The following is a 25,423-nucleotide window of genomic DNA, read 5'->3' as shown; positions in this document are numbered from 1 at the left end:
TCGCCGCGGCGGCTTGTGCTTGGCCGCCGAGGCGCTATCTGTCCGGCAGGGCTCGGACCCGAGCCTTGCCCGCCACCGCGCCGCCGCGACCCCGCAGCGGCGCGCAACCCCGAGAGCGCATGTCCTTCGGCCCGCATGAGCCCGGAATGCCCCTGCGCAAGCGCAGCCGCTGGTGGTGGCTCGGCCCGCTCGCGAGCAGCGTCATCTTCGGCGCCTCGCTGGTCGTGCTCTGGCATATCATCAGCGGGATGGAGCCCGGGCAGCTCGCCGGCGCCTTCGAAAAAGCCAGCCTGCGCCAGCTCGGCCTCGCCATCGCCTTCACCGCGCTGAGCTACCTGCTGCTCACCGGCTACGATGCGCTCGCGCTGCGCCGGCTCGGCCTCTCGATCCCCTATCGCACCACGGCACTCGCCTCCTTCACCAGCTATTCGGTCTCGTTCACGCTCGGCTTTCCGATCGTGACCGGCGGCACGGTGCGCTACTGGATCTATTCGCCCAAGGGCGTGCGCGCCTCGGAAGTCGCGAGCCTGACGGTCATCGCGGGCCTGACCTTCTGGCTCGGCCTCGGCGCCATCCTCTGCGCCAGCCTGATCTATTCGGCCGATGCGGTGGCGATGCTGGCACGGACATCGCCGCTGGTCGTCCAGATCGTCGGCGGGCTCGTGGGCCTCGGCATCCTCGGCTATCTCGCCTGGATCGCCACGGACGAGCGCACGATCCGCGTGCGTGGCTGGAACCTGCATCTGCCGGGCCTTGGCACCACGCTCGGCCAGATGGCACTTGGCGCCTGCGAGGTCTGCGCGGCGGCGGCCGTGCTCTTCGTGCTGCTGCCCGGCGGCTACGGCCTGGAGTACCCGACCTTCCTGGCCGCCTATATCTTCGCCTGCCTGATCGGCATCGCGAGCCACGCACCGGGCGGGCTCGGCGTGTTCGAGGCGACGATGCTGGTCGCGCTCAACCGCTTTCCCTACGAGCAGGTCCTGGGCGCGCTGCTGATCTTCCGGGTGGTCTACTACATCCTGCCCTTCATCCTGGCGCTGGTTCTGCTCGCACTGAACGAGATGATCCGCCGCATCCGCCGTCACGAGACATAGACGGTCGCCGGCTCGGTCCTAGCCAGCCCCTTTGTCATTCCGGGGCTTCGCGCAGCACCTACTTCATCGCGACGATGATCAGCATAAAGGCCAGCATCAGCAGGAGCAGGCGGAAGCTCCAGTTGAGCTTGCCCAACTGCTCGGCGGTGGTTTCCGGCCAGTCTTCCCCGGCCTCATGGACGGCCTCAGGTGCAGGCGCGGTCTCGACGACAACCGGAACCGGGCGCGTCCGCCATTCGATGGTCTCAATGAATCCACGCGCTGGTTGTGTGGAGCGGCCGTCGGCATCGAGGCCCAGGTACCAGTCGAGCCCTTCCCCGGCCTCGCGTCCACGATCTTCCTCGCGGACCCAGAGACTGGTCGTGGCGCTGAGCGCAAGCTCCTGCGCCAGGCCGGCAAGCATGTCCGCCTTGAGCGCCTCGAAGACGGCAGGAGCCAGGAAGGCCTCGGCGAAAGGCAACGCGCTGCCATCCTCATCGCGATAACCGAGCAGCAGCAGCAGGCGCGGCTGTTCGCCGGCCTGCGACAGCGGCCGCAGCGTCAAGCCGATCATGCCGGCCTCGCCGTCGAATCCGGCGCGGCGCAAGGCACCACCCGTAACGGTGGCCTCGGCGAGGAAGCGCCGGCTCTCCTCCAGCCGCCCGTCACGGCTCTCGAAGCCGCCGACGAAGCGAAGCCCCGAGGCCGACAGCCGGAAGCGCCGCGCCGCATCCTGGACATAGCGGGTCGACGACCCCTCGATCGCCATCCGCCCGTCGCTGACGGATACGCTGCGCGTCACGCCTGATTCGTCCATGTCCCCGTCCTGTTCCGCCATGACGATAGCAGCTTGGCCCGCTCGCGTCAGGCGACAGCTCCTGACAGCGTCACGCCGATGCCGCAGGATGGAGGCATGCTCGAACCATCACGGAGGCATCAGACGATGGCAGACGAACTCGTGCTCTATACCAACCCGATGTCGCGCGGGCGCATCGCGCGCTGGATGATGGAGGAGATCGGCCAGCCCTATCGCGCCGAGATCCTCGGCTTCGACGCCTCGATGAAGAGCGCGGGCTACAAGGCGCTCAACCCGATGGGCAAGGTGCCGACGCTGGTCCATGGCGAGACCGTCGTCACCGAATGCGCCGCGATCTGCGCCTATATGGCCGACGCCTTCCCGCAGGCCGGGCTCGCGCCCGAGCCGAGCAGCCATCTGCGCGGCCCCTATTACCGCTGGATGTTCTTCGCCGCCGGCCCGGTCGAGGCCGCCGTCAGCAACAAGGCCTTCGGCATGGAAGTGCCGCCCGACCGGACGCGCGCCATCGGCTACGGCACCTACGCCGATGTGATGGACACGCTCGAATATGCGTTGACCCGTAGCGCATACGTGGCCGGCGACCGTTTCAGCGCCGCCGACGTCTATGTCGGCTCGCAGGTGCTGTGGGGGCTGCAATTCGGCACGATCGAAAAGCGGCCGGCTTTCGAAGCCTATGGCGCCCGCATCGCCGCACGCCCGGCGGCACGACGCGCGACCGAGATCGACGATGCGCTGATCGCCAGGATGCAGAAGCCGGCCTGATGCTGCGGCCATGCACCGGGAAACGCGCCCGGCGCATGGCACATGGCCGGCGGGGCCGGTTGTCGCGCGCGGCCGGCAGGGCTAATCCTGCAACCAGAATCTCGCCCGCCGCTGCCGGATCACCGCAGCCGCCAGGTCTTGCTGCCAACATCGCGATCGCCATGAACGACATGTCCGCTCTTGCCCGGCCGCGCCACGGCATGGGTTTCTACCCCTTCGTGGGCCTGACCGCCGCGCTGATGGCGACGAATGCGCTCGCCATCGATTCGATGCTGCCGGCCCTGCCGCAGATGGCCGAGGCGCTCGGCATCGCCGAGGCCAACCAGCGGCAATGGATCATCACCGCCTATCTGCTCGGCTTCGGCGTCTCGCAGATCTTCTACGGCACGATCTCGGACCGCTTCGGGCGACGCCCGGTGCTGCTCGTGGGCTTGACCATCTATGTCGTCGCCAGCATCGCGGCTGCCTTCGCCGGCTCCTTCGAGGCGATGATGGCGGCGCGCGTGCTGCAGGGCATCGGCGCGGCCGCGACGCGCGTGCTCGTCGTCTCGATCGTGCGCGACTGCTATGCCGGCCGCGAGATGGCGCGCGTGATGTCGCTGGCCATGATCGTCTTCCTGGCCGTCCCGATCCTGGCGCCCTCGATCGGCCAGGCGATCCTCTGGGTCGCGCCCTGGCGCTGGATCTTCGGCGTGCTGACCAGCTTCGGCGCCGTCGTGATGCTTTGGGTGCTCCTGAAGCTGCCCGAGACGCAGCACCCGGAAGACCGCAAGCCGATCGAGCCGGCGAGCGTGCTCGCCTCCTTCCGGACGACGCTGACCAGCCGCATCGGCGTCGGCTACATGCTGGCGATGGCCTTCGTGCTCGGCGGGCTGTTCGGCTTCATCAATTCGGCGCAGCAGGTCTTCGTCGACGTCTTCCATGCGCCGGAATTGTTCACCACCATCTTCGCGCTGATCGCGATGTTCATGGCGGCGTCCTCGCTCTTGAACTCGCGCATCGTCGGGCGACTGGGCATGCGCCGCGTCTCGCACGGCGCCCTGCTCGGCTATATCGCGCTGACCGGCATCCACGCGCTGGTGGCGCTGGCCGGGCATGAATCGCTGTGGAGCTTCGCGATCCTGCAAGGCGGGGCGATGTTCTGCTTCGGGCTGATCGGCCCGAATTTCGGGGCGATGGCGATGGAGCCGCTCGGCCATGTCGCCGGCACGGCCTCCTCGGTGCAGGGCTTCGTCACCACCGTGATCGGCGCGCTGCTCGGCTTCTATATCGGCCAGCATTTCAACGGCACGGTCGTGCCGCTGACGCTCGGCTTCGCGCTCTGCGGCATCGCAGCGCTCGTCGTCGTGCTGATCGTGGAGAAGGGCCGGCTGTTCCATCCGGCGCCGGGCCGGTCCTAAGGGCACCCAGACAATTCCCTGAGCCCTCATCCTGAGGAGCCATTTCGTCAGAAGTGGCGTCTCGAAGGATGTTTCAGGAGGTTCCGGAGACATCTGGAGCATCCTTCGAGACGCCGCTGACGCGGCTCCTCAGGATGAGGGCTGGAGCTTCGTGTTGGACCCTGAGGGCGCTTCGCCCTCGCACCGCCGCCCGAGGCGACGGGAATGCCTGGAAATACGCTTCGGTCCAACCGGGACCGAAAGCGATCCGCCCGAGGCCCGGGAGAGGCGCCGCCATCGCCTTCCCGCAGAACGCGTCAGACGCTCAGGTCGTCTGCAGGTTCACGGCCGAGTTCTTGCCGGTCTTCCGGTCCGGCTCGAGATCGTAGCTGATCTTCTGCCCCTCGTTCAGCCCACGCAGACCGGCCCGCGTCACCGCGCTGATATGGACGAAGACGTCATTGCCGCCGCCATCAGGGGTGATGAAGCCGTAACCCTTGGTCTCGTTGAACCATTTCACGGTTCCCGTACTCACATGCCGTTCCTTCCATAGGCTCGCCGGTTTCCCCCCGGCAGCGCAGTGTAGAAAGCAAATCGCCCCGGTTGCAACGACGCGCTGCACAACCAGTACCGCGCCTGCGAAATGCGGGCCGCGATGCCTCCCGCGCAGGCCCGCCGCCGAAGCAAGCCGCTTGCGGTCCGGGCGTCGCTCGCCCATGAACGGCGCAAGCTTGTTAGCTAGGGAGCAACACGATGAGCAATTATGTGATCGACCCGCCGGCCGTGACGGCTGTTCCGGTCGCCGGCGGCGGCTCCTTCCCGGTGCGGCGCGTCTTCTGCGTCGGGCGCAACTATGCGGAGCACACGCGCGAGATGGGCGGCGATCCCGACCGCGAGGAGCCGTTCTTCTTCACCAAGCCGGCCGACGCGCTGCTGATCAACGGCGCCGACATGCCCTACCCGACCAAGACGAAAGACCTCCACCATGAGATGGAGCTCGTCGTCGCCATCGGCACCGGCGGCAAGGACATCCCCGAATCCGAGGCTCTGGCCCATGTCTATGGCTATGCCGCAGGCCTCGACATGACACGCCGCGACCTCCAGAACGTCGCGAAGAAGGCCGGGCGTCCCTGGGACATGGCCAAGGGCTTCGACCTCTCCGGGCCGATCGGCGAGATCGTGCCGGCGAGCCATGCCGGCCATCCCAGCGCCGGCAAGATCGAGCTGACCGTCAACGGCGTCGTGCGCCAGACCTCCGACCTCGCCAAGCAGATCTGGAATGTCGAGGAGACGATCGCCTATCTCTCCGGCCTCGTCGAATTGAAGCCGGGCGACCTGATCTTCACAGGCACGCCGGAAGGCGTCGCCGCCGTGAACAAGGGCGACGTTCTCGAAGGCGAGATCGCCGGCGTCGGCACCGTCCGCACCCGCATCGCCTGAAGCCTTCTCAGCCCTCATCCTGAGGAGCAAGCCGATGGCTTGCGTCTCGAAGGATGGTCCAGGAGGCTCCGGGACCATCTGGAGCATCCTTCGAGACGCCGCTTCGCGGCTCCTCAGGATGAGGGCTGAGTGGGACAGCAATCTTCAGCCATCTTGTAAGGACCGCATCATGCGCCTCACCCCCGACGCTTCCGGCGTCTTCCCGATCGCGCCGACCCCGTTCAATCCGGATGGCAGCATCGACTGGACCTCGGCCGACCGGCTGTTCCAGTTCTATCACGACATCGGCTCTGACGGCGTCACCGTGCTCGGCATCATGGGCGAGGCGCCCAAGCTCGAGCCCGAGGAATCGGTCGAGCTGGTCAAGCGCTGCGTCGCCAGGATGGGGGCTAAGCCGATCATCGTCGGCGTCTCGGCGCCCGGTTTCGCGGCGATGCGCTCGCTCGCCCGGCAGGTGATGGATCTCGGCGCCGGCGGCGTGATGATCGCCCCGCCGCCCTCGCTCCGCACCGACGACCAGATCACCGGCTATTACGCGCAGGCCGTCGAGGCGATCGGCAGCGACATCCCCTTCGTCATCCAGGACTATCCGCTGACGCTCTCGGTGGTGATGACGCCGGCGGTGATCCGCAAGATCGTCATGGACAACCCGTCCTGCGTGATGCTGAAGCACGAGGACTGGCCGGGGCTGGAGAAGATCTCGACCCTGCGCAAGTTCCAGAAGGAAGGCTCGCTGCGCCCGATCTCGATCGTGACCGGCAATGGCGGGCTCTTCCTCGATTTCGAGATGGAGCGCGGTGCCGACGGCGCCAATACCGGCTACGCCTTCCCGGAGCTGCTGATCGACGTGGTTCGCCTGCAGAAGGCCGGCAAGCGCGACGAGGCCCATGACATCTTCGACGCGCATCTGCCGCTGATGCGCTACGAGCAGCAGCAGGGCGTCGGCCTTGCCGTGCGCAAATACACGATGATGAAGCGCGGCATCCTCAGCCATGACGCCCAGCGCAAGCCGGGCTCGGTCCTCAGCGCCGCGGCCAGGGCCGAGGTCGACTACCTGCTGTCGCGGATCGCCAAGCACGATCCACGCGCGAAGATCTGAAGAGCCGCAACCACACCCCCTCTCCCCCTGCGGGAGAGGGTTGGGGTGAGGGGTCTTGCGACGCTTGCCGTCATTGCGAGGAGCGAAGCGACGAAGCAATCCAGGGGAACGTAGAGTTCTGCCGCCCCTGGATTGCTTCGCTGCGCTCGCAATGACGGAGAGCGTAGCGCGACCCCTCATCCGGCCCTTCGGGCCACCTTCTCCCGCAAGGGGAGAAGGGAAGGTCGCAGCCCGAGCCTCAATGCCCCTTGTGCTCGCCTTCGCCGCCCTTGGCGGCGATCGAATCCACCTTGAACTCGACATCGACTGTCCCGGCCTTCTCGAAGGTCAGCGTGCCCTTCATCATCTCGCCCTGCTTGAGCTGCTGCTTCAGCTCCATGAACATGATGTGGTAGCCGCCGGGCTTGAACTCGACCTTGGCACCGGCCGGCACTTCGACGCCCTGCTCCAGCGGCCGCATCGTCATGATGCCGTCCTTCACCGCCATCTCGTGGATTTCAGAACGGGCCGCGAAAGGAACGGAGACCGAGACGAGCCGGTCGGCCGTCGCGCCGGTGTTCTCGATCGAGAGATAGCCGCCGCCGACCTTGGCGCCGGCCGGCGTGGCGCGCGACCAAGGATGGCCGATCTTGAGCGGACCGGCCTTGATTTCATGCGCAGTGGCGAAACCGGCCGAGAGCAGGAGAGCCGCGGCGGCGAGCGAGCAGGAAAGCTTCATGATGTATACCCTGAACGAACGGGCCGCTGACGCAGCCTCGTGAGAAGGTGCCGCCGCTAATTGGATCGCTATGCGATCCAGTTTTGTCTCGGCATCAGATGCTTCCGATGCTTTGGGAGCGGACAGGCCGGAATTGGATGCGGATGGGCAGGCGGAGGTTTCAGCCCAGCGGCGGCGCGCGCGACTGTGCGAGCCCGGCCGCGAAACGATGCGGCAAGCCCTCCGCCAGCAATGCAGGCGACGCCAGACGCGTGGCGAGGCGCATCGGCACAGGCGCGATCTCGACCGGAGGGCCGGCGAGGACCGGATTGAGCGGGCAGCCCTTGCAATGGGTGAGATCGCCGAGCGGGGCGGGCTGGCCCTCATCGGGAACCGGCGCACCGGAGCACAGCACGAAGCCATCATGGCCGCTCAGCGTCGCCAGGGCCGGGGTGGGCGCGAGCGCCAGAGCCAGCACACAAAGCGCATAGGCGACCGCCAGCCAAGCTCCGAGCCCGGAGCGGCGAAGGCGATCGAGAAGGGCGGCGCGAGCCTGCATGGCCGCAAATGGCGCCGCTTCCGCGGCTTCGTCAAGCCGCGCATTGCCGCATCCTTGGCAGAGCGCAAAGAGCGCATGGAGAAAATTATTCTCCACCATGTCGTTTCTTCAAAAGAACGATCCGGTTGACAAACAGGACGCCGTCGATCAGATTGCAGGTGTTCCCGGAGCAATCGGGGAGCCGCGGAGATTTGAGCAGCAGCTTGCGCCGCGTCACCAAACGCTAAAGCGCCACGACTGGGTCGTGGGCTCCAGATCGAGGAGACTGACATGACCATTGTGAAAGCGAGCCGAAGCCAAACCCGCTTCCGCCGAATGCCCTGCCGCTGTCGACGCTGAGATCGCAAGGCCGAAAGGCCCTTCCCATCCAATCGTTCCGACACATGCCGCACCGGCGGCAGAAGGCAGTTCCATGTCCCAGCTTCATTCTCTTCCCGCCCGGGCCCGCCCGGCGCAGCAGGCCTATGTCATCGAGCTCGGCGAGGCCCAGATCGGGCTCGTGAGCCGCCGCGCCGACGAGCGCGACTTCACCTTCGTCTCCGCCTCCGCCGCTTTCCGGGCGCTGGACGGGCAGCGTTTCGCCACGCCCGGCGCCGCCGAGACCGCCGCGCGCCGGCTCTTCCGCTCGCAGCGGCGCTCGCCGCTGCTGCTGCTGGCTTCGTGAGGCGGCGATGCAGCTTCTCTCCGCCCTCTGGAACGGCCTCGCGAACTGGTTCGCCGAGGCCGTCCCCACCACCTTCGACCCGCTCGACGCCGCAGCGGCGGAAGACCAGCGCCGCTCGGTCCATGACGTGACCATCGAGCAGCTCGGCATCGCCCATTGGTCCTGCCACACGCATTTCTGAGGACATGATGAACGCCCCCGTCAGACCCGGCACGCTCAGTGCCGGGGCTTTGCCCCTCTCCTTGCCCGAACCGGCCATCCGCTTCGAGCGTGTCGGCAAGACCTATCCCGGCCGCCGCGGCCAGCAGCCGGTCGGCGCGCTCGCCGGGATCGATCTCGACGTGCCTGCCGGCACGATCCTCGGCGTGATCGGGCGTTCCGGCGCCGGCAAGTCGACGCTGATCCGCCTCGTCAACGGGCTGGAGCGCGCCACCGAAGGCCGCATTCTGATCGAGGGCCAGGACGTTACGGACCTCACCGAATCCGGCTGGCGGCAGCAGCGCCGGCGGATCGGCATGATCTTCCAGCATTTCAACCTGCTCTCCTCGCGCACGGTCTTCGACAATGTCGCGCTGCCGCTGGAGATCGCCGGCGCGAGCAAGGCCGAGATCACCGAGAAGGTCGAGCGCCTGCTCGCGCTGGTCGACCTGTCCGACAAGAGCGCGCGCTATCCGGCCGAGCTCTCCGGCGGGCAGAAGCAGCGCGTCGGCATTGCCCGGGCGCTGGCCACCGATCCGAAGGTACTGCTCTGCGATGAGGCGACCTCGGCGCTCGACCCCGAGACGACGCGCTCGATCCTCGCCCTGCTGAGACAGGTCAACCGGGAGCTCGGCATCACCATCCTGCTGATCACCCACGAGATTCCCGTCATCAAGGAGATCTGCGACCGCGTCGCGGTGATCGAGGGCGGGCGCATCGTCGAGCAGGGCGAGACCTTCGCGGTCTTCACCAACCCGCAGCACCCGACGACGGCGAGCTTCGTCGAGACCGTGACCGGCGTCGAACTGCCCGAGCATCTCGCCCAGCGCATCCGCAAGGACGCGCGTCCCGGCGACAATATCGTGCTGCGCATCACCTTCCTCGGCGAGAACGCAACCGCCCCGGTGATCAGCCGGCTGAGCGGCATCGTCGGCGTCGACGTCAACATCCTGGCCGGGCGGATCGACGCCATCGCCGGCCAGCCCTTCGGCAGCCTGCTCGTCTCGGTGCCCTCTCGCGCACCGGAGAGCGACGCCGTGCTCGGCGCCCTGAAGAGCCTCGGGCTCAAGGCGGAGGTGATCGGCCATGTCTCCTGAAATCATCCGCCTCATCGCCCAGTCGACGCTGGATACGCTCGCCATGGTCGCGGTCGCGGCCGGGCTCGGCACGCTCTTCGGCCTGCCGCTCGGCGTCTTCCTCGCCACCAGCAAGCGCGGCGAATTGTTCGCGGCGCCGGCCGCCAACCTGTTCCTGGGCACGCTGGTCAACGCCACGCGCTCGACGCCCTTCATCATCCTGGTCGTCGCGATCATCCCGTTCACGCGCCTGATCGCCGGCACCTCGATCGGCACGGCCGCTGCGATTGTGCCTCTGACCGTCGCCTCCACGCCCTTCATCGCCAGGCTGATCGAGGGCGCGGTGCGCGAGGTCGACCAGGGACTGGTCGAGGCCGCGCGTGCGATGGGGGCCACGCCCGTCCAGATCATCAGAAAGGTGCTGGTGCCGGAGGCCCTGCCGGCGATCGTGCTCGGCCTGACTCTGGCGCTGGTCAGCCTGATCGGCTTCTCCGCCATGGTCGGCGCGGTCGGCGGCGGCGGGCTCGGCGATCTCGGCATCCGCTACGGCTACCAGCGCTTCATGCCGGACGTGATGGCGGCGGTCGTCGCCGTGCTCATCGTCCTCGTCCAGCTCGTCCAGAGCGTCGGCGACCGGCTCGCCCGCCATCTCAACAAGCGCCTGCGTCACGCCTGACGTTTCCAGACTCATCCCCATTCGACAGAAGGAACCGACATCATGACGACCCTCCTCAACCGCCGCGCCGCGCTGCTTGCCGGTTTCGCCCTGACGCTTGCCGCCGTCCCCGCGCTCGCCCAGCAGAACCAGGTGATCCGCATCGGCGTCTCGCCCGGCCCGCATGCCGAGATCCTGGAGAAGGTGAAGCCCGTCCTCGCCAAGAAGGGCATCGACCTCAAGCTCATCGAGTTCTCCGACTATGTCGTACCGAACCAGGCGCTCGATGCCGGCGAACTGGAGGCCAATTCCTTCCAGAACCAGCCCTATCTCGACAACCAGGTGAAGGATCGCGGCTTCAAGATCGAGAGCGCCGGCCTGACCGTGAACTTCCCGCTCGGCATCTACTCGGCCAAGTACAAGGACTGGTCGCAGGTGCCGGACGGCTCCACCGTCGCGATCCAGAACGACCCGACCAATGGCGGCCGCTCGCTGCTGCTGCTGCAGGACAAGGGCGTGATCAAGCTGAAGGACGGCGTCGGCTTCAAGCCGAGCCCGGCCGATATCGTCGGCAACCCGAAGAAGCTCAAGATCATCGAGATCGAGGCCGCGCAGACCCCGCGCTCGCTGGCCGATGTCGCCGCCGCCGCGATCAACACCAACTATGCCGTCGATGCCAAGATCGACCCGGCCTCGGCGATCCTGCGCGAGGACGCCAAGGGCCCCTATGTCAACCTGATCGCCGTGCGCAGCGCCGACAAGGACAAGCCCTGGGTCAAGACGCTGGTCGAAAGCTACCATTCGCCCGAGATCAAGGCCTTCGTCGCCGAGCGCTTCAAGGGCGCCGTGCTCGCCAGCTGGTAACCCTCTCCTCCCACCTGGCTTTCGATCATCGGCCAGGCGCCTTGCCCCGGATGCGAGCTGCATCCGGGGCTTTTTGTTGCCCGCTCGCAGGGCAGCAGCTTGTACCCTATCGGGCAGCCGCCGCTTCACCGGCGTGCAAGGCCGCGCCCGAGCGCCTGAAGCCGATGATTTCGAGCTCGGTCACGATGGCGACGGCCGCCGCCTGGGCCAGGACGAAGGCGATGCCGAGCCCGGTCGGAGCGAACCAGCCCATCAGGAGGATGGCGATGCTGTCGGCGATCCAGAGCAGGTTGATGCCGATCACCGCGTAGACGGCGAGGCGCGGCAGGGTCTTACGGCCTGCGAACCAGCCGAGCAGCGCCGCGCAGGGCAGCAGCACGAGCCCGGCACCGCGCAGGAAATCCATGGGCAGGCCGAGCGGGGCCGAGAGCGGCGCGGCCGCGCCGGCGAGGATGAGGCCCATGCCGGCGCAGGCGGCGGCATCGAGAGCAAGAGCGCTGCGCAGCAGGGGCGAGGACTGGATGAGCGACATGGCAATTCTCCTTCGCGGTTTCGGGCCTCAAGCCCGTTTCGATGGGGGAATGCTGACGGAACCGCGTCGGCCCGTCGATTAAGCGGGAGGTAATTGGAACCACCCGCCGGGATCGCTAGCTTCTCCACCATGAACACACACCAGCCTCCTCCGATCGGCGCGCTGCTTCGCGACTGGCGCCAGCTTCGCCGCTTCAGCCAGCTCGATCTCGCGCTCGAAGCCGAGATCTCGCAGAAGCATCTCAGCTTCATCGAAAGCGGCCGCTCACGCCCGAGCCGCGAGATGGTCCTGCTTCTGGCCGAGCATCTCGGCGTGCCGCTTCGCGAGCGCAACGCCCTGCTGTTGGCGTCCGGTTATGCCCCGATCTACCCGGAGCGTTCGCTGGAGGACCCGTCGCTCGATGCCGCCCGCAGCGCGATCGACCTGATCTTGAAGGGACACGAGCCCTATCCGGCGGTCGCCGTCGACCGGCACTGGACGCTGCTCGCCTATAACAACGCGGTGACGCGATTGCTCGGGCTGGTGGCCGATGCGGAACTGCTGAAGCCGCCCGTCAACGTGCTGCGCCTCTCGCTGCATCCTCAGGGGCTCGCGCCCTTCATTCTCAACCTCGCGGAATGGCGCGCCCATCTCCTGGCAAGGCTGCGCCAGCAGGTGCGCGCGACGGCCGACGCGAAACTCGGCGAATTGCTCGGCGAGCTCGTAGCCTATCCCCATCCCGGCCAAGGGACGCGACACGACGCCGAGGCGGAAGCGGCCATCGTCGTACCCATGCAATTGAAGCTCGGCGAGACCACGCTATCGCTGATCTCGACGACCACCGTGTTCGGCACGCCCGTGGACATCACCTTGTCGGAGCTGGCGCTGGAGACCTTCTTTCCGGCCGACGCGGCGACGGGCGAGGCTCTGCGGGCTCTTGCCATGCAAGCCGAGAGAACGGCCTGAGAACCGGAACCTTTCCGCGCAGCGCCGGTTCTTTCAGCCGACAGCGGCTGGGGGCCGACCTCTCAGGGAAGACACCGCAATGGGCAGCACGACCGACAAGATCAAGGGCCTGGCCAACGAGGCCGCCGGCAACATCAAGCAGGCCGCCGGCAAGGCGATGAACAAGCCGGAATGGGAGGCCGAAGGCAAGGCTCAGGAGCTGAAAGGCGAGGCCCAGCAGGCGCTCGGCAAGGGCAAGGACGCTGTCAAGAAGGCCGTCGACAAGGTCTGACGCATTAGCCTCAAAAGCAAAAGGGCCGCCGAAAGGCGGCCCTTTTTCATGGTCGAGCTCTTACCGTCATGCTCGGGCTTGACCCGAGCATCTCATGCCGGAGGAGGCTCATTCGCCTCTCTTTCCTGAGATTCTCGGGTCAAGCCCGAGAATGACGCCTTGGAAGACTCAGGCCGTGCCGCCGAAACCGCCGAGGAAATCCTTGACCCGGCCGAAGAAGCCCGCCGTCTCGGGATGGTTGGTGTGCGAGCTTTCGCGCTCGAACTCCTCCAGCAATTCGCGCTGGCGCGCCGTGAGCTTCTGCGGCGTCTCGACCACGACCTGGATGTAGAGGTCGCCGACATCGCGCGAGCGCAGCACGCTCATGCCCTTGGCCTTCAGGCGGAACTGCTTGCCGGTCTGGGTGCCCTCTGGGATCTTCACCCGCGCCTGCTCGCCGGACAGCGTGGGAACCTCGATCTCGCCGCCGAGCGCGGCCGAGACCAGCCCGATCGGCACGCGGCAGAACAGGTCGGCGCCGTCACGCTGGAAGATCGCGTGCGGCTTGATCGAGAGGAAGATGTAGAGATCGCCCGCCGGCCCGCCGCGCAGGCCCGCCTCGCCCTCGCCGGCCAGGCGGATGCGCGTGCCGTCCTCGACGCCGGCCGGGATGTTCACGGAGAGCGTGCGCTCGCGAGTGACGCGGCCGGCGCCCTGGCAGTTCTTGCAGGGGTCGTCGATGACCTCGCCGCGGCCCGAGCAGGTCGGGCAGGTGCGCTCCACCGAGAAGAAGCCCTGATTGGCGCGCACCCGGCCATGGCCGCCGCAGGTCGGGCATTGCCGCGATTTCGAGCCGGGCTTGGCGCCGGTACCGGAGCAGGATTCGCAGGAGACCGAGGTCGGCACCCGGATCGACTCGTTCTTGCCGGTGAAGGCCTCTTCCAGCCCGATCTCGAGATTGTAGCGCAGGTCGGCGCCGCGCTCGCGGCCATTGGCGCCGCGCGCGCCGCCGCGCCTTGCATCGCCGAAGAAGGAATCGAAGATATCCGACATGAAGTCGGAGAAATCGGCATTGCCGCCGGCGCCACCGCCATTCTCGAAGGCCTGATGGCCGAAGCGGTCATAGGCCGAGCGCTTCTGGCCGTCGGAGAGGATCTGGTAGGCCTCGTTGATTTCCTTGAACTTGATCTCGGCTTCCTTGTTGCCGGGATTCTTGTCCGGATGATGCTGCATCGCGAGCTTGCGGAACGAGGTCTTGAGCTCGACCTCCGTCACGGTCCGGCTGACGCCGAGGATCTCGTAGTAATCGCGCTTCGACATCGATCGAACAGCCCCTTCGCCTCCTTGGCGTCATGGCCGGGTTTGACCCGGCCATCTCCGACAGGAAAGCGCCTTCTTCTTCACAACCGCCTTCTCGTCACGAGATGGCCGGGTCAAGCCCGGCCATGACGTTCCAGCGGAAGACAGGCGCAGGTTACGCGCTCTTCTTCTTGTCGTCCGAGACGTCCTTGAAGTCGGCGTCGATAACGTCGTCCTTCTTGGCTTCCTCGGGCTCACCGCCCTCGGCGGCAGCACCCTCGGCCTGGCTCGCCGCATACATCGCCTCGCCCAGCTTCATCGAAGCCTGCATCAGCTCGTTGGTGCGGGCCGTGATGGCCTCGGCATCCTCACCGGTCAGCGCGGTCTTGAGCGCCTCGACGGCGGTCTCGATCGCGCCCTTGTCGGCCTCGGAAACCTTGTCGCCATAGTCCTTCAGCGACTTCTCGGTCGAGTGCACGAGGCTCTCGCCCTGGTTCTTGGCCTCTACCAGCTCGCGGCGCTTCTTGTCCTCGGCGGCGTTCGCCTCGGCATCCTTCACCATCTTCTGGATATCGGCCTCGCTCAGACCGCCGGAAGCCTGGATCTTGATCTGCTGCTCCTTGTTGGTGGCCTTGTCCTTCGCCGTCACCGAGACGATGCCGTTGGCGTCGATGTCGAAGGTCACCTCGATCTGCGGCATGCCGCGCGGGGCCGGCGGAATGCCCATCAGGTCGAACTGGCCGAGCAGCTTGTTGTCGGCCGCCATCTCGCGCTCGCCCTGGAAGACCCGGATCGTCACCGCGTTCTGGTTGTCCTCGGCGGTGGAGAAGACCTGGCTCTTCTTGGTCGGGATCGTGGTGTTGCGATCGATCAGGCGCGTGAACACGCCGCCCAGCGTCTCGATGCCGAGCGAGAGCGGGGTCACGTCGAGCAGCAGCACGTCCTTGACGTCGCCCTGGAGGACGCCGGCCTGGATCGCGGCGCCGATGGCGACGACCTCGTCAGGGTTCACTCCCTTGTGCGGCTCCTTGCCGAAGAACTGCTTCACGACCTCCTGCACCTTCGGCATGCGGGTCATGCCGCCGACGAGGACGACCTCGTCGATCTGGCCCGCCGACAGGCCGGCATCCTTGAGCGCCTTCTTGCAGGGCTCGATGGTGCGCTGGATCAGGTCGTCGACCAGGCTCTCGAACTTGGCGCGAGAGAGCTTGATGGCGAGGTGCTTCGGGCCCGAGGCATCCGCCGTGATATAGGGCAGGTTGATCTCGGTCTGGGCCGCGCTCGACAATTCGATCTTGGCCTTCTCGGCCGCTTCCTTCAGGCGCTGAAGAGCGAGCTTGTCCTTCTTCAGGTCGATGCCCTGCTCGCGCTTGAACTCGTCCGCGAGATATTCGACCAGGCGCATGTCGAAATCCTCGCCGCCGAGGAAGGTGTCGCCGTTGGTCGACTTCACCTCGAAGACGCCGTCGCCGATCTCGAGGATCGAGACGTCGAAGGTGCCGCCGCCGAGGTCATAGACCGCGATGGTGCCGGCCGACTTCTTCTCGAGACCATAGGCCAGCGCAGCCGCCGTCGGCTCGTTGATGATGCGCAGCACCTCGAGGCCGGCGATCTTGCCGGCGTCCTTGGTGGCCTGGCGCTGGGCGTCGTTGAAATAGGCGGGAACCGTGATGACGGCCTGGGTGACGGGCTGGCCGAGATAGGCCTCCGCCGTCTCCTTCATCTTGGTCAGCGTGAAGGCCGAGATCTGCGACGGCGAATAGTCCTTGCCGTCGGCGGACACCCAGGCGTCGCCGTTCGAGGCCTTCGTGATCTTGTAGGGGACCAGCTTCAGGTCCTTCTGCGTCATCGGGTCCTCGAAGGTCCGGCCGATGAGGCGCTTGATCGCGAAGAAGGTGCGCTCCGGGTTGGTGACGGCCTGCCGCTTCGCAGGCTGGCCGACCAGACGCTCGCCGTCATCCGTGATGGCGACGATGGAAGGCGTGGTGCGCGCGCCTTCCGAATTCTCGATGACCTTGGGCGTCGAGCCTTCCATCACTGCAACGCAGCTGTTGGTCGTGCCGAGGTCGATACCAATGACTTTACCCATGGATGGGATCCCTTTCGATTGAGCAGATCGCCGACCTGCGACGCTTGTGCGTCGCCTGCCGGCCCATGGACCGGATCGCCCCCGCTTCAGCGGCGAACGAAACCGGCATTCCACGTTTGACGGTGGTTAAACCGCCCCTTGGCGGCGTATATAGTGAGGGTGTTCCACCCCTTGCAAGACAGGCGAGCCGATTAAGAATCGGGAGTGCCGGCCGAATTGCCCCGGAACGCGCTTTCCGCCCGAGTGTGGCCTTCCCGTCCTTGCCTAACCTTGCGTCGGCCTGCATGCAGAAAGGCCGTTCCGGTTTCACTGGGCCGCCATGACACGACCGACGCGCCTCATCCTCGCCTCGCTGGCCCTCGCCGCGGCCGCGACGGCAGCCCTCGCCCAGCCGCTGCAACTGCCTGGCGCCCAGCCGTTCAACGCGCCGGGAACCCAGCAGGCCGCGCCCTCTCAGCCCGGCGCCCCGGCCGCGCCGAAGGTGCCGAGCATGCCCGCCATCAAGGTTGCCGGCGAGGATGCCATCCTCGGCAAGGCCCTGCATCGCCACGGCAATCACGGCGAGGCCCTCTTCTCGAAGACGGCGACAGGCTACGGCCTCAAGCTCAATCTCGATGGCTTCCAGAGCACGAATCTGGTCGAGCCCTGTGCCGTCTCCTTCGGCGACGCGCCTGTCCCGGCAACCCCGCTCGGGCGCCCGGCCGGCGTTCCCCGCTACAAGCTGGAGGCGCCGATCTGCCCGATCGTCTTCGACGTGCTCGACGGTGCCTTCCTCGTGGTCGAGCCGACGGAGCCCTGCGTCGTGCAGGCTGCGCAATGCCGGATCGACCCGCGCGGGCTCTGGGGCCCCGATGCCCGCACCGTCGCCGGGCAGGCCAAGGAGATCGAGAAGGCACGCGGCAGTGCCGAGCGCGCCGTCCGCGAGGGCTACCGCACGCTGACGGCCAAATCCGACGCCGTCGAGCAGCGCGTGATCGCCCGCGAACAGGCCGGCTTCTCGGCCGAGCGCGAAACGATCTGCCGCGAATTCCAGCGCGAGGGCCAGTTCGGCTTCTGCGGCGCCCGGATCACCGAAGCGCGCGCCGCTTCGCTGCGCGCCCGGCTCGGCCTCAACACCGAACCGAAGCCAGCCAGCAAGCCGAAGCCGCGCCCCACGCCGAAGCCGGCCCCACTCTCGCTCACGCCGACGCAGTAGAGCCGGGCCCGTCTGGGCGCGCCGCGCGCGAACCCGTCCGGCGATTAGAGCTTCATTCACCACCTTTTCCGGCTCCCTCCCCGGCCTGCGCAAGGCCGCGCGCTTCTTTACGATTGCGCGGTGATTGGCCCCTTACCAAGCCGTGGCACACTGCTTTGGGGGACAGGACACAATGCACATTTTTGATTGGAAGTTCGCGAGGAAGGGCGTTGCAGCCCTGCTCGCCGGCATGCTCGTCAGCACCGCGCCGGCCCAGGCCTGCACGAATATCCTGATGATCGCCGCCGATGGCACGCCGGTCTACGGCCGCACCCTCGAATATGCACTCCAGACACAATCCGACGTCGTCGTGGTCCCGCGGAACTACGCCTTCGTCGGCACCCGCCCGGGCAACATGGCCGCGCCGAAATGGAACACCCGCTACGCCTTCGTCGGCGTGATGAGCTTCGGCCAGCCCTTCGTCTCGGACGGCATGAACGAGAAGGGTCTTGCCGGCGGCGCCCTGTATTTCCCGGACTTCGCGGGCTACACGCCGGTCGCCCAGGCCGACCCGAATACCGCGCTTGCGCCCTGGGAGTTCCTGAGCTGGGTGCTGTCGAATTTCTCGACCGTCGCGGAAGTGAAGGCGGCGCTCGACAAGACCGTGATCGTCGATCTGCCGGCACCGATGGTGAACTTCACCTTGCCGTTCCACTTCCCGATCCACGACGCGACGGGCGCCTCCATCGTGATCGAGCCGGTGGACGGCAAGCTGAAGGTCTATGACAACCCGATGGGTGTCCTGACCAACTCGCCGACCTTCGACTGGCACCTCAACAACATCCGCAACTACGTCAAGCTTTCGCCGGTCGCGGCCGACCCGCTGAAGATCGGCGGCAAGACCTTCGCCCCCTTCGGCCAGGGCTCAGGACTGCTCGGCATTCCGGGCGACCCGACCCCGCCCTCGCGCTTCATCCGCGCGCTCGGCTATGTCGCTTCGGCGAAGCAGGCTCCCGATGGCCCGCAGACGGTCCGTCTCGTCGAGCACATCATGAACAATTTCGACATCCCCGTCGGCTTCATCGACTCCGCCGCGAAGGGCGGGGAACTCGAATACACGCAGTGGACCTCGGTCGCGGATCTGCGCGCCAGGAAGTACTACATCAAGAGCTATCAGGATCAGGTCCTGCGCATGGTCGACCTGACCAGCTTCGACCTCGACGCCAAGACGCTTCAGGTCGCTCCGTTCAAGCCGAACCCTGTGCCTCCGGCCCTCCAGTTCGGCAAGCCGTAACGGACGATAGCCGCCCCCTCTCGCTCCGCGAGATCGGGGGCGGCCGTTCCCTGGATCATAGACCGGCGAACCGCCCCTGGCGGTCTTGCCGTCAGGGCGAAGCCGTCAGGGGCAGCGAGACGGTGAGCAGGCCCACGGTTCCGCGCGCCCGGTTCTCCGCGGCGAACTCGCGCAGAACCTTGATGCGGGTCGAGACCGGCGTCCTTCCGACCGTGAAATTATAGGCGAGCGTGCCGCCAAGCGCGGTCACGCGTCCCTTATAGGCGCCGAGCTGCGCGCCGGCCCCGCTGTCGCCGGTGAGCTGCTGGTAGTGATAGCCGATGACGCCGGCCGACAGGGCGCTGGTCAGCGCCTTCGAGGCCGCCCATTCAAGATGGAACTCGGTGCCCGTCCGGTAGTCCGTGGCCGGATTGGCGCCGTTGAAGGTCACGCCGGCAACGCCCGAGAGGTCGATGCCGGTTTCCGGATCGAACCAGGTGAGGGCGCCGGACAGATCCGTCGCCCAGCGATGGAAGGCGAGATTGGCGAGTTCGCCGTTGCGGTAGTCGCCGGCAGGTGCGTTGACCATGACGGTCGCGTTCCAATGGAACTTGCCGGCATGCCAGCCGAGCATCGCAGAGAAAACGGGATCGCCGACGACCACCGCGCTGTCGCGCAGGCTGGCGCCGATGATGCGGTTCGTGCGCGGCGAATCGTACTCAGTGCCGACCCCGACCCGGACACGGCCGACGGGCAGGGTGGCACCGAGCGCGACATTGCCGCCGGCGATCTCCCAGGGCGTCACCCATGTACCGCTCAGGAAATCCGCCCTGGCCTGGCTGCGCACATCCGCGACGAAACGTCCGCCCGCCGGCAGCGACTTCCGGGCGTCGAGCTTCGCATCGTAGCTGTAGGTGTCGCTCTCGAAATAGACCCCGGGAGGCGGCAGGTAGCCCGCCATCGCGCCGCGCCCGCCGAGCAGATAGAAGCCCGTGCCGTTTTCGGCGGCGGCGGCTTTCTCACAGATTCCAAAAACGCCGACGGCGAGGCCGAGCGCCATCAGCACGCCGAGCCGGACCAGCCGGGACGATTGCCCGCAAACTTCGTTATACGTCATATTGTTGATCGCCCCCCGGCGCAGCCGCCTCCAGCCGGGCGAATCAGCCATGCGACCCTAACGCGCCTGCGGCCTGCGCTGAATCCCCCTCTAGGGCATGTCCCCGTGGTTTCGCGCGCCCGCCATGCGGGCTTGTAGCGTCTGCGGGTCCAGCGTCGCGAGCGCGTCGATCAGCGCGACCGCGAAGCTGCCGGGACCGGCCGCGCGCTCGGCCGCGATCTCGCCGGCAATGCCATAGGCGGTCAATGCTGCTCCGGCCGCGATGACCGGGTCGGACTCGACTGCCCGGCAGGCAGCGACCAAAGCGCTCGATGCGCAGCCGAGCCCGGTCACCTTGCTCATCAGCTCATGGCCATGCGCCACCGACAGCGCCCGGTCTTCCGTCTCGATCCGGTCGACCACGCCGGTGGTGACGCGCACCGTGTCCGGCCGCAGCGAGAAAAGCGGCTCCAACGTCGCCATTTCCGTGGCATTGCCGCGCACCAGAACATCGAAAGACGCCAGCACGTCGCCAACCAGCCGCAGCCGCAAGGGCGAATGCTCGACGAAGACCGGATCGAGCACCAGCGGGATGCGGCGCTCCTGCGCCACGGCGATCAGCTCCGGGATGGCCCGCTCGCCTTCCGAATTGATCGTGCCGAGATTGATCAGGATCGCACTGGCGCCGGCCGCGAAGTCTCTGACTTCCGCGGGATGGCTCGCCATCGAAGGCACGGCCCCGAAGGCGAGCAGCATGTTGGCCGTGACGTTCTGCGCCACCGTATTGGTCAGGCAATGGATGCGCGGGCGGCGCCTGGCCACCCGCGCGAGGATCGATGCAACGCTGCTTGCGTCGAGCTTTTCGTCGAAACCGCTCATCCGGCAGCAGGTAGATAGATACTGCCGCCCTTGTCGAGGAATTCCTTCGATTTCGCCGCCATGCCTTCCCTCTGGATTTCGATCTGCGCTGCCGCTTGATCGCGGGCCATCGCTTCCAGATTGGCGCGCTCGTTGTCGCTCATCGCCAGAACCTCGGCGCGCAGGTCCTGGGTGATCTTCATCGAGCAGAATTTCGGCCCGCACATCGAGCAGAAATGCGCGACCTTATGGGCGTCCTTCGGCAAGGTCTCGTCGTGGAACTCCCGCGCCGTGTCGGGATCGAGCGCCAGGTTGAACTGGTCCTCCCAGCGGAAGTCGAAACGGGCGCGCGAGAGCGCATCGTCGCGGATCTTCGCTGCCGGATGGCCCTTGGCGAGATCGGCGGCATGGGCCGCGATGCGGTAGGTGATGACGCCGGTCTTGACGTCGTCGCGATCTGGCAGGCCGAGATGCTCCTTCGGCGTGACGTAGCAGAGCATGGCGCAGCCATACCAGCCGATCATCGCAGCCCCGATGCCGGAGGTGATGTGGTCATAGCCCGGCGCGATGTCGGTGGTCAGCGGTCCGAGCGTGTAGAAGGGCGCCTCGCCGCATTCGCGGAGCTGCTTGTCCATGTTCTCCTTGATCTTGTGCATCGGCACATGGCCGGGGCCCTCGATCATCACCTGGCAACCCTTGTCCCAGGCGACCTTCGTCAGTTCGCCCAGCGTCTCCAATTCGGCGAACTGGGCGCGGTCATTGGCGTCGGCGATCGAGCCCGGACGCAGGCCGTCGCCGAGCGAGAACGAGACATCGTAGCGGCGCATGATCTCGCAGATCTCGTCGAAGCGCTCGTAGAGGAAGCTTTCGCGGTGATGCGCGAGGCACCAGCGCGCCATGATCGAGCCGCCGCGCGAGACGATGCCGGTGACGCGATTCGCCGTCAGTGGGACGTAAGGAAGACGCACGCCGGCATGGATGGTGAAGTAGTCGACGCCCTGCTCGGCCTGCTCGATCAGCGTGTCCTTGAACACCTCCCAGTCGAGCTTGATCGGATCGCCGCCGACCTTCTCCAGCGCCTGGTAGATCGGCACCGTGCCGATCGGCACCGGCGAATTTCTGAGTATCCAGGAGCGGATGTTGTGGATGTTGCGGCCGGTGGAGAGGTCCATCACCGTGTCGGCGCCCCAGCGGATCGCCCAGACCAGCTTCTCAACCTCCTCGGCGGCGCCGGATGTGACGGCAGAGTTGCCGATATTGGCGTTGATCTTGACCAGGAAGTTGCGGCCGATCGCCATCGGCTCCAGCTCGGGATGGTTGATGTTCGCGGGGATGATGGCGCGGCCGCTCGCGATCTCATCGCGGACGAAGTCCGGCGTCACGAATTCCGGCACATTGGCGCCGAAGCTCTCGCCATCGGCATGGCGCTCGCGGGCGCCCTCCAGCATGGCGGCGCGGCCGAGATTCTCGCGATGGGCGACATAGATCATCTCGGGCGTGACGATGCCGGCCCTGGCGAACTCGTATTGCGTCGTCAGTTGACCGGGTTTCGCCTGTAGAATCGGGCGCTGCGCCGGGCAGGCCGGGACGAGCTGCTCAGCCGAGATATTGCCGTTATCGGCGGCCGTGACGGCGCGCCCCACCACCTGCTCGAAGCCTCGCGCATCGAGCCAGGCGCGACGCGGCTGCGCGAGGCCGGCATTGAGGTCAATCCTGGCATCGGTCTCGGTATAGGGGCCGGAGGGATCGTAGAGGCGCACCGGCGGCTCGGCATCGGTCGTCAGCACGACCTCGCGGAAGGGCACGCGCATCTCGGGGTGTTCGGGCGCAGCGACATAGATCTTGCGCGAGCCGATGATCGGCCCGGTGGTCACGCTTTGCGGCGCCGTCTTGACGCTGTTCTTCTGGGGTTTGGTGTGGGCATTCATCAGGGGATCTCCTCCTTGGTACAGGTCAGGAGATCCGGCGTCGAAGCGGTTCAAGCGCTGTGATGCGGGTGCAGGCCAAGGCTGCACCGCGTTCCAGTCCCTCCGCCGGTATGACCCGGATCAGGTTCGATGGGTTCAGCTTCGAAAGCCGTCTCAGCCCTTGCGGGCACCCCTCGGAACGCGGACGAGGTTAGGCGCAGCGCCGCCGCTTTGCAACGGGCTGCAAGCATACCTCCCAGACCAACTGGTGGAGTATCCCGCAGCCCTCATCCTGAGGAGCGCCGCAGGCGCGTCTCGAAGGATGGTCCAGATCGTTCGGGAGCCTCCTGAAGCATCCTTCGAGACGCCGCTGACGCGGCTCCTCAGGATGAGGGCTGCCCATTTTCAAACAGGTTGTCGAGGAGAAGGAATGGCTCAGGCGGTCCGGTCGACCAGCGTGCCCTGCCCGGCCGGCAGCGTAGCCTGCGTCTGCTCGGCGCTCTGCTGGAGCATGGCGACGATGCCCTGCTCGGCGTTGGCATTCTGCTTGAGCATCGCGACCGACAGCGCCTGCCGGGTGGTGTCGGCCTGCATCGAGACGATGCTGGTGGCGAGGGAAACGGAGTCGCTCATGCCGGGCACCCTAGCCCGGCAACCCTACCAAACCCTCAACCCCGATCTTCAAGGTGCGATGATCGATGGAACCGGCTTGGGCATCGGCAAATCGCGCTCGGGCCGAACCTGCGCCTTGTCCTCTCCAGCGCCGCGCTTCTCGGCGCGGGAGGCTGCGTTGTTGGGCGCAGCCGGGCGAACGCCCTCTCCCGACCGTGGCGCCGGCGGCACGCCCGGAGCCCGCTGCTCGACGGGAGGCGAGACGGTCTGTGCCTGTGCGGCGAGCGCTCCCGCCAGGCTCGCGGCGAGCAATCCGACCAGAACCGGAGCAAGCTTTCTCATGGCGGCATCCCCCTTCGGCTATCCTCCGGGAATGAAACAGGCGCAGGGAACGACTGTTCCCTGCGCCTGTTGGGGAGCGAGGCTGCTTCGAAGGCAGCCCCGCCCGGTCGTCACTGGTTCTGGCCGTTGAGCAGCGGCGTGATGCGCCGGAGCGTGACGCGCCGGTTCTCGCGCGAAGCTTCCTGCGTGTTCACCTTCAGGTACTGCTCGCCATAGCCCTGCGTCGTCAGGTTCTCCGGCGGGATCTGGAAGTCGCGCGTCAGGATTTCCGCGACCGATTGCGCGCGGCGATCGGAGAGCGAGAGATTATCGACATCGGCGCCGACGGCGTCGGTGTGCCCCTCGACGAGGAAGACCTCGTTGGGCGAGCGCTGCAGGGCGCGCTTCACCGAATCCGCGATCACCGCGAGGCGCCGGGCCTGATCCTGTCCGACCTGCCAGGAGCCGGTATCGAAATTGATCGTGTCGATATCGACGCTGCGCATGCGGGCGCGCAAGTCCGGCGAGTAACGCACTTCGTCCAGCGTGTAGCGACGCGGGATCGCGGCGATCGGCGGAGCGATGATCGTCTCGTAGATCAGGTTCTCGTCGGCCTGGTCCGCATCGACGATATAGCGCTCGCGCGGGATCGGCAGCGGCGGCGGCGGCAGCACGACGACATCGTCGGCAAAGCGCCCCGGACGGTCCCGCAGCGTGTTGTCGATGATGATCACCTCGCGATTGTCGCGGTCGATGCGGGTGCGGCGGATCAGCCGGCCCTCCTCGTCCGTGACGGTGACGATCCTCGTGCCGTCCGGCCGCTCGAAGACCGTACGCATCTCGCCGTCGCGGCGCTCGGACCGACCCTGCCAGCCGAGATCGCGGAAGTGCTGGTCCTCGTCGCGGCGGATGATGGCGCGGCCGTCATCGTCGCGGATGATGGTGCGACCGGGCTCGCGGATGATGGTCAGGTCGCCCTCGCGCTGCTCCTGCCGCTCCCGGCGGATGTCGTCGAAGCGCTGCGCGCCCTGCGCGGCCATGATGCCGCCGATGACGCCGGCGCCAAGCCCGATCGCGCCGGCCACGCCTGGTGAGATGCCGCCGCGGCGGCCTTCACGCTGGGCCGGCTGGCCGGGAATACCGGCCGGCGGCTGCCCCGGCACGGCACCGGGCTGGCCGGGGGCAGGCGCGACGCCGGATTGCGCCGGCGCACCGGTACCCGGCACTCCACCGGACGGCATGCCGGGAGCGGGACGCCCGGGTTGGCCGGGTGCCGCGCCGGCAGGCGGCGTTGGAGCCGTCGCGCCGGGCAGGGCTGGAGCCGGAGCGGCGGGCGCCCCGGTCGCAGGGATTCCGAGGGCGGGACGCCCGGGTTGGGCCGGAGCGCCGCCTGACGGAGGCGTCGGGGCACCTGTTGCCGGCTGACCGGGCGCAACGGGAACACCGGGCTGCGGCGCCGCAGCCGGCGGACGCTGCTGGGACGGGACGGCCGAAGGCGGAACGGCCGGACCACCGCGCGGCACCGCAGATGGCGCGGCGCCAGCGCCCGGCTGGGAGGGAGTGCCGGACTGCGACGGAGCGACAGGGGCCGCAGCAGGAGGGGCTCCCGGAGGGCGCGGCTGGCTCGGCGCGGCCGATGGCGGAACGGCCGGACCGCCGCGCGGAACCGCTGAGGGCGGCGCGCCTGCACCGGGCTGGGGAGCCGGGGCAGACGGCGCGGAAGGTTGAGGAGCGGCGCGGGGAGCTGCGGGCGCCGTCGGCTCGGCCGGCGGGCGTGGAGGCGT

27 protein-coding genes and 1 riboswitch are annotated in these 25,423 nt (G+C 67.3%); of the genes, 14 read left to right on the top strand and 13 right to left on the bottom strand.

Going from position 1 to position 25,423, the window contains the following annotated elements:
- Nucleotides 1–146: 146 nt before the first annotated feature.
- Complete coding sequence (locus Q0Q02_RS08515) at nt 147–1,094, top strand: lysylphosphatidylglycerol synthase domain-containing protein (protein WP_293808469.1); 948 nt, start codon at nt 147–149, stop codon at nt 1,092–1,094.
- A 58-nt stretch (nt 1,095–1,152) separates the two neighbouring features.
- On the opposite strand, the gene Q0Q02_RS08510 is transcribed toward Q0Q02_RS08515, so the two are convergent.
- Nucleotides 1,153–1,890 (bottom strand): hypothetical protein, encoded by a 738-nt coding sequence (locus tag Q0Q02_RS08510; protein ID WP_293808467.1) that lies wholly within the window; start codon nt 1,888–1,890, stop codon nt 1,153–1,155.
- A gap of 126 nt (nt 1,891–2,016) precedes the next feature.
- Between Q0Q02_RS08510 and Q0Q02_RS08505 the strand changes: the two genes are divergently transcribed.
- Nucleotides 2,017–2,652, top strand: a complete 636-nt coding sequence (locus Q0Q02_RS08505; protein WP_293808466.1) for a glutathione S-transferase family protein — start codon at nt 2,017–2,019, stop codon at nt 2,650–2,652.
- A gap of 161 nt (nt 2,653–2,813) precedes the next feature.
- Nucleotides 2,814–4,052: a multidrug effflux MFS transporter gene (locus Q0Q02_RS08500; RefSeq protein WP_293808464.1), complete on the top strand. Its 1,239-nt coding sequence runs from the start codon at nt 2,814–2,816 to the stop codon at nt 4,050–4,052.
- 304 nt (nt 4,053–4,356) lie between these two features.
- On the opposite strand, the gene Q0Q02_RS08495 is transcribed toward Q0Q02_RS08500, so the two are convergent.
- Nucleotides 4,357–4,566: a cold-shock protein gene (locus Q0Q02_RS08495; RefSeq protein WP_047581044.1), complete on the bottom strand. Its 210-nt coding sequence runs from the start codon at nt 4,564–4,566 to the stop codon at nt 4,357–4,359.
- Between the two features lie 218 nt (nt 4,567–4,784).
- Here Q0Q02_RS08495 and Q0Q02_RS08490 point away from each other — a divergent pair, with 218 nt between their 5' ends.
- Together Q0Q02_RS08490 and Q0Q02_RS08485 are read left to right on the top strand one after the other, a co-directional pair.
- A complete protein-coding gene (locus tag Q0Q02_RS08490) occupies nt 4,785–5,471 on the top strand; it encodes a fumarylacetoacetate hydrolase family protein (RefSeq protein ID WP_293808462.1) in 687 nt (228 codons plus the stop codon).
- A gap of 169 nt (nt 5,472–5,640) precedes the next feature.
- Nucleotides 5,641–6,570 (top strand): dihydrodipicolinate synthase family protein, encoded by a 930-nt coding sequence (locus Q0Q02_RS08485; RefSeq protein ID WP_293808460.1) that lies wholly within the window; start codon nt 5,641–5,643, stop codon nt 6,568–6,570.
- A 238-nt stretch (nt 6,571–6,808) separates the two neighbouring features.
- Here the strand turns inward: Q0Q02_RS08485 and Q0Q02_RS08480 are convergent, their stop codons facing one another.
- Both Q0Q02_RS08480 and Q0Q02_RS08475 read right to left on the bottom strand, forming a co-directional pair.
- Nucleotides 6,809–7,288 carry a copper chaperone PCu(A)C gene (locus tag Q0Q02_RS08480; RefSeq protein WP_293808458.1) on the bottom strand — a complete coding sequence of 160 codons (480 nt, stop codon included), beginning with the start codon at nt 7,286–7,288 and terminating at the stop codon, nt 6,809–6,811.
- Nucleotides 7,289–7,448: 160 nt separating this feature from the next.
- Nucleotides 7,449–7,826, bottom strand: coding sequence for a hypothetical protein (locus Q0Q02_RS08475; protein WP_293808456.1), 378 nt, complete (start codon nt 7,824–7,826; stop codon nt 7,449–7,451).
- 412 nt (nt 7,827–8,238) lie between these two features.
- Here Q0Q02_RS08475 and Q0Q02_RS08470 point away from each other — a divergent pair, with 412 nt between their 5' ends.
- From Q0Q02_RS08470 to Q0Q02_RS08450, 5 genes are read left to right on the top strand one after another with little or no spacing between them, the layout of a single operon-like run.
- Complete coding sequence (locus Q0Q02_RS08470) at nt 8,239–8,490, top strand: hypothetical protein (protein WP_293808454.1); 252 nt, start codon at nt 8,239–8,241, stop codon at nt 8,488–8,490.
- Between the two features lie 7 nt (nt 8,491–8,497).
- Nucleotides 8,498–8,671, top strand: coding sequence for a hypothetical protein (locus Q0Q02_RS08465; protein ID WP_293808452.1), 174 nt, complete (start codon nt 8,498–8,500; stop codon nt 8,669–8,671).
- A 4-nt stretch (nt 8,672–8,675) separates the two neighbouring features.
- The gene (locus tag Q0Q02_RS08460; RefSeq protein WP_293808450.1) at nt 8,676–9,785 is read left to right on the top strand and encodes a methionine ABC transporter ATP-binding protein; all 1,110 of its coding nucleotides are present in this window, start codon (nt 8,676–8,678) and stop codon (nt 9,783–9,785) included.
- Entirely contained in the window at nt 9,775–10,440 is a 666-nt protein-coding gene (locus Q0Q02_RS08455) for a methionine ABC transporter permease (RefSeq protein WP_293808448.1), read from the top strand. Before Q0Q02_RS08460 ends, Q0Q02_RS08455 begins: the two co-directional genes overlap by 11 nt.
- 42 nt (nt 10,441–10,482) lie before the next feature.
- Complete coding sequence (locus Q0Q02_RS08450) at nt 10,483–11,283, top strand: MetQ/NlpA family ABC transporter substrate-binding protein (RefSeq protein WP_293808447.1); 801 nt, start codon at nt 10,483–10,485, stop codon at nt 11,281–11,283.
- A gap of 106 nt (nt 11,284–11,389) precedes the next feature.
- Here the strand turns inward: Q0Q02_RS08450 and Q0Q02_RS08445 are convergent, their stop codons facing one another.
- On the bottom strand, nt 11,390–11,815 hold the full coding sequence (locus Q0Q02_RS08445) for a hypothetical protein (RefSeq protein WP_293808445.1): 426 nt from the start codon (nt 11,813–11,815) through the stop codon (nt 11,390–11,392).
- A gap of 129 nt (nt 11,816–11,944) precedes the next feature.
- On the opposite strand from Q0Q02_RS08445, the gene Q0Q02_RS08440 reads away from it, so the two are divergent.
- Both Q0Q02_RS08440 and Q0Q02_RS08435 read left to right on the top strand, forming a co-directional pair.
- On the top strand, nt 11,945–12,760 hold the full coding sequence (locus tag Q0Q02_RS08440; protein WP_293808444.1) for a helix-turn-helix transcriptional regulator: 816 nt from the start codon (nt 11,945–11,947) through the stop codon (nt 12,758–12,760).
- A gap of 79 nt (nt 12,761–12,839) precedes the next feature.
- Nucleotides 12,840–13,031 carry a CsbD family protein gene (locus tag Q0Q02_RS08435; RefSeq protein WP_293808442.1) on the top strand — a complete coding sequence of 64 codons (192 nt, stop codon included), beginning with the start codon at nt 12,840–12,842 and terminating at the stop codon, nt 13,029–13,031.
- Nucleotides 13,032–13,199: 168 nt separating this feature from the next.
- On the opposite strand, the gene dnaJ is transcribed toward Q0Q02_RS08435, so the two are convergent.
- On the bottom strand, nt 13,200–14,330 hold the full coding sequence (gene dnaJ, locus Q0Q02_RS08430; RefSeq protein WP_293808441.1) for a molecular chaperone DnaJ: 1,131 nt from the start codon (nt 14,328–14,330) through the stop codon (nt 13,200–13,202).
- 154 nt (nt 14,331–14,484) lie between these two features.
- Nucleotides 14,485–16,398 carry a molecular chaperone DnaK gene (dnaK, locus tag Q0Q02_RS08425; RefSeq protein ID WP_293808439.1) on the bottom strand — a complete coding sequence of 638 codons (1,914 nt, stop codon included), beginning with the start codon at nt 16,396–16,398 and terminating at the stop codon, nt 14,485–14,487.
- A gap of 319 nt (nt 16,399–16,717) precedes the next feature.
- On the opposite strand from dnaK, the gene Q0Q02_RS08420 reads away from it, so the two are divergent.
- Together Q0Q02_RS08420 and Q0Q02_RS08415 are read left to right on the top strand one after the other, a co-directional pair.
- A complete protein-coding gene (locus Q0Q02_RS08420; RefSeq protein ID WP_293808437.1) occupies nt 16,718–17,593 on the top strand; it encodes a hypothetical protein in 876 nt (291 codons plus the stop codon).
- A gap of 172 nt (nt 17,594–17,765) precedes the next feature.
- Nucleotides 17,766–18,866: a choloylglycine hydrolase family protein gene (locus tag Q0Q02_RS08415; protein WP_293808435.1), complete on the top strand. Its 1,101-nt coding sequence runs from the start codon at nt 17,766–17,768 to the stop codon at nt 18,864–18,866.
- Between the two features lie 91 nt (nt 18,867–18,957).
- Here the strand turns inward: Q0Q02_RS08415 and Q0Q02_RS08410 are convergent, their stop codons facing one another.
- From Q0Q02_RS08410 to Q0Q02_RS08385, 6 genes are all read right to left on the bottom strand, one after another.
- Nucleotides 18,958–19,962, bottom strand: a complete 1,005-nt coding sequence (locus tag Q0Q02_RS08410; RefSeq protein WP_293808434.1) for a transporter — start codon at nt 19,960–19,962, stop codon at nt 18,958–18,960.
- Between the two features lie 90 nt (nt 19,963–20,052).
- Complete coding sequence (locus Q0Q02_RS08405; RefSeq protein ID WP_293808432.1) at nt 20,053–20,820, bottom strand: hydroxyethylthiazole kinase; 768 nt, start codon at nt 20,818–20,820, stop codon at nt 20,053–20,055.
- A complete protein-coding gene (thiC, locus tag Q0Q02_RS08400; RefSeq protein ID WP_293808431.1) occupies nt 20,817–22,727 on the bottom strand; it encodes a phosphomethylpyrimidine synthase ThiC in 1,911 nt (636 codons plus the stop codon). The genes Q0Q02_RS08405 and thiC overlap by 4 nt, the downstream gene beginning before the upstream one ends.
- 79 nt (nt 22,728–22,806) lie before the next feature.
- Nucleotides 22,807–22,911: riboswitch (TPP riboswitch) on the bottom strand.
- Between the two features lie 230 nt (nt 22,912–23,141).
- Entirely contained in the window at nt 23,142–23,339 is a 198-nt protein-coding gene (locus Q0Q02_RS08395) for a hypothetical protein (protein ID WP_293808429.1), read from the bottom strand.
- A 48-nt stretch (nt 23,340–23,387) separates the two neighbouring features.
- Nucleotides 23,388–23,660, bottom strand: coding sequence for a hypothetical protein (locus Q0Q02_RS08390; protein ID WP_293808427.1), 273 nt, complete (start codon nt 23,658–23,660; stop codon nt 23,388–23,390).
- A 110-nt stretch (nt 23,661–23,770) separates the two neighbouring features.
- A complete protein-coding gene (locus Q0Q02_RS08385; RefSeq protein ID WP_293808425.1) occupies nt 23,771–24,880 on the bottom strand; it encodes an OmpA family protein in 1,110 nt (369 codons plus the stop codon).
- Nucleotides 24,881–25,423 lie beyond the last annotated feature (543 nt).

Source organism: uncultured Allobosea sp., from assembly GCF_945956895.1.
Classification (GTDB): domain Bacteria; phylum Pseudomonadota; class Alphaproteobacteria; order Rhizobiales; family Beijerinckiaceae; genus Allobosea.
The sequence above is the reverse complement of the archived record's forward strand: the minus strand, read 5'-3'. Positions and strand labels throughout refer to the sequence as shown.